We start from the raw sequence: 2814 nt of genomic DNA on the forward strand, positions 1-2814 counted from the left end.
CGCATTCCCCCGCCTACTTGACAGGGAACGTCTACGGATCGGACGATCGCTTCAATGGCTGCTTGGTTGACTGGATGACCTGCTTTAGCGCCGTCGAGGTCTACTAAATGCAGCATGGTTGCGCCTTCATTTACCCACTGTCTGGCGACTTCGACGGGGTTGTCGTTAAAAGTTTGAGACTTCGCGTAGTCTCCCTGATACAATCTGACGCATTTTCCATCCAATAAGTCGATCGCTGGAATTACATTCATAATTTTTCCTCAAATTGGTAATTATACCAGCTAAAAAAAAGAATGCAACTTTAGGCAATCTCCCAACCCATAGACAATCATTCATTCCGAATTCTAAAATCTAAAATTGTATTACCCACTACCATTTATTTTTAACGTTCGCAACCGCTATTTAAATGAAACATAATCGCCGAAGAAAGCGTAGACCATAAAGGAGTATTGACATCGGCTTTTTGCAAAGCTTCTGCCGTCCAGTCGTTGCAAGTTCTTAAAATATAGTAACTGCCTTTTGCTTCATAAAAACTGTCGCTGTTACCGTAGCCGTAGCTAATTTTCATTTTCTTACCTGCTGCATCTAATTGGAATGAATTTTTAATAAAATTTACCAGCATCAGATAATTTTCCCCACTAATCTTAACACATTTGGTTTCAATCTTTAGGGGGAGAACCCGATAACCTTGAACGTGTAGAGTAGAGGGAGTAAGAAGAAATAGCGCCTTGAAAGCTGTAACTGGGTTGATACTTTCTGATGTGGAAGTTTCCAGCATAAAAGCTCTATCTCCCCACCCGAAAGACAAATATTTATAATCAGAAGTCGCATCCCGCCCTATTTCTGTTAGCGGTAAAAATTGATTCCAGTCAAAATATTCATTTTTAACTGGAACAATAATTTCGGTGTGGATGCCTTCGTTGGAAATGTATAGAGAGATTGTGCAATCTGCTTGCGAGTAATTTCCCCACTTTCTGGGAGTGAGATAGCCAATTGTTAGGAAAGCGGTCAAAGATAAGATGACAATTCCTAAGCGCTGTATGCTTTTTCTCATTTTAACCGTAGGTTTCAAATTGTGCCTTCGGATGGCGGGCGCTGCATTTTTGTGGGAAAGAATTCTTGCAATGCCGAATTGCGCTGTTCGGGGGTTTCGTTAGCCCAATTCGACAAACTTTCGTAGAAAAAGAACGACACGCCAGCGAAATCTCTTTTTCGCACTTCTTGCACTTGTTCTTGAATTTGTTTTAGGGGCACGGAATTATTTTTAAGACCAGTTAAAATGCCGATCGCAGTTGGAATGTGAAGTTTAGCCAGTTTGACTTCTTCCCGTTCCAGTTCCGCACTAAAACGCTTGATATCGCTGCGATAAACTTGCAACACAATTTCTTGGATGTAGCCGCGTCTTTCCCAGGTAAACCAGTCCTGCAAGTGGGCGGGCAAAGCAAAGTGAAAAGGGTTCGGAGATAAGCTGACAATACATTTTTGTTTGCGGGATTTGATGGCGCGGGAAACTCTGCCCACGAAGTCGTTGATTTTGTCAGCGCGCCAGCGCACCCAGAAGGTTTCGCGGGCGTCGTCGGAGGGAGGGCTTTTGATTTGTTCCTGATACATTGACACTGTTAACGGCTCGTAGCCAAATTCTACGGGCAAGCCGAAATGGTCGTCAAATTGAATGCCATCTATATCATAATTATCGACAACTTCTAGGATTAAATCTAAGATAAATTGCTGCACTTGGGGATGAAAGGGATTCAGCCAAACTCGCTCGTGTTGGCCTTCTTTCCAAATAGTTGAACCGTCGCGCCGCTGCGCCAGCCAGTCGGGGTGAAGTGTGGCTAATTCCGATTCGGCGGGAGCCATAAAACCAAACTCAAACCAGGGGATTACTGCTATACCTTTTTGGCGGGATTGTGCTATAATTTCTTTGAGGATGTCTCGGTCTTTCAATCCGGGCGATGGGTCGATCGACTGTCCGAATACTCGTTGGGCGGCAGCACTCGGATAAAGCGTATAGCCTCCTTGCCAAACCGTGGGATAGATGGTATTAAAATTGAGTTGATCCAGTCGATTTACAGCGTCAATGATGTTGTTGCGGGAGAAAATAACATCGCTGTCAATGTTAGTCAGCCAGATGCCGCGCAATTCGGTTGTTGGGGTTGTGGGCGGGGTTTGAGCCAAGAGACGCGGGGATAAAATAGCGGCAGAGGTAAGGGCGATCGCAAAAACAAGAGTTAAGACCAAACCTCGCCGCCATCCGTACAATTTAAACATTCAACCTTCCTTGCTTTGTTTGTGCTGCCCTCAGAAGAGATGATGAGGACAATAAAAGATCATATCAAACAAAGCTGAATTTACCCATTTCAAGAAAGCTATGAATCCTCAACCATTATCTTTCATTCCAAAAATTTTCTTAAGCATCCAATCCATCAACCCCGGAAACAAACGATAACTAGCCTGCGACACATTGGCCGAACCAACCATTATCTCAGAGTGCGGGTGTTTAACCGCCTGCCAAATAGCTTTTGCTACATCTTCAGGATTTTCTAACAGCGGACTCTCGATCGCCTTTTTTACTAAATCCTGTCGCTGCTGCACTTCTTGCCCGTCTTTCCCTAAAAAGATAGCTCTTTCCATCAAGTCTGTCTTGATAAAATTCGGATGCACGCCGCAAACTCGAATCCCTTTATCCGATAATTCCGCGTGCAATCCTTCCGTCAATCCAGTAACAGCATATTTGCTATAGCAATCCTAAATGATTTTCTCTATCTAGCTCAATCCTAAATGATTTTTTCTGTGTAAGTATATTGACGTATT

3 protein-coding genes and 1 pseudogene are annotated in these 2814 nt (G+C 43.7%); all 4 read right to left on the reverse strand.

The genetic code is table 11. From position 1 onward, the window contains the following. Positions 1-251 (reverse strand): HisA/HisF-related TIM barrel protein (locus tag QUA20_RS31510; protein WP_333194262.1); only part of this gene is annotated, 251 nt, incomplete at its 3' end. Between the two features lie 131 nt (positions 252-382). Then, positions 383-1054 carry a TIGR02117 family protein gene (locus QUA20_RS31515; RefSeq protein ID WP_333194263.1) on the reverse strand — a complete coding sequence of 224 codons (672 nt, stop codon included), beginning with the start codon at positions 1052-1054 and terminating at the stop codon, positions 383-385. A gap of 14 nt (positions 1055-1068) precedes the next feature. Beyond that, positions 1069-2271 (reverse strand): glycoside hydrolase family 10 protein, encoded by a 1203-nt coding sequence (locus QUA20_RS31520; RefSeq protein WP_333194265.1) that lies wholly within the window; start codon positions 2269-2271, stop codon positions 1069-1071. 108 nt (positions 2272-2379) lie between these two features. Further along, positions 2380-2727: pseudogene (locus tag QUA20_RS31525) on the reverse strand (SDR family NAD(P)-dependent oxidoreductase); the annotation flags it as partial. Positions 2728-2814: the final 87 nt, after the last annotated feature.

Origin of the sequence: Microcoleus sp. Pol7_A1 (assembly GCF_036701085.1) — a bacterium.
GTDB classification, from domain to species: Bacteria; Cyanobacteriota; Cyanobacteriia; order Cyanobacteriales; family Microcoleaceae; genus Microcoleus; species Microcoleus asticus.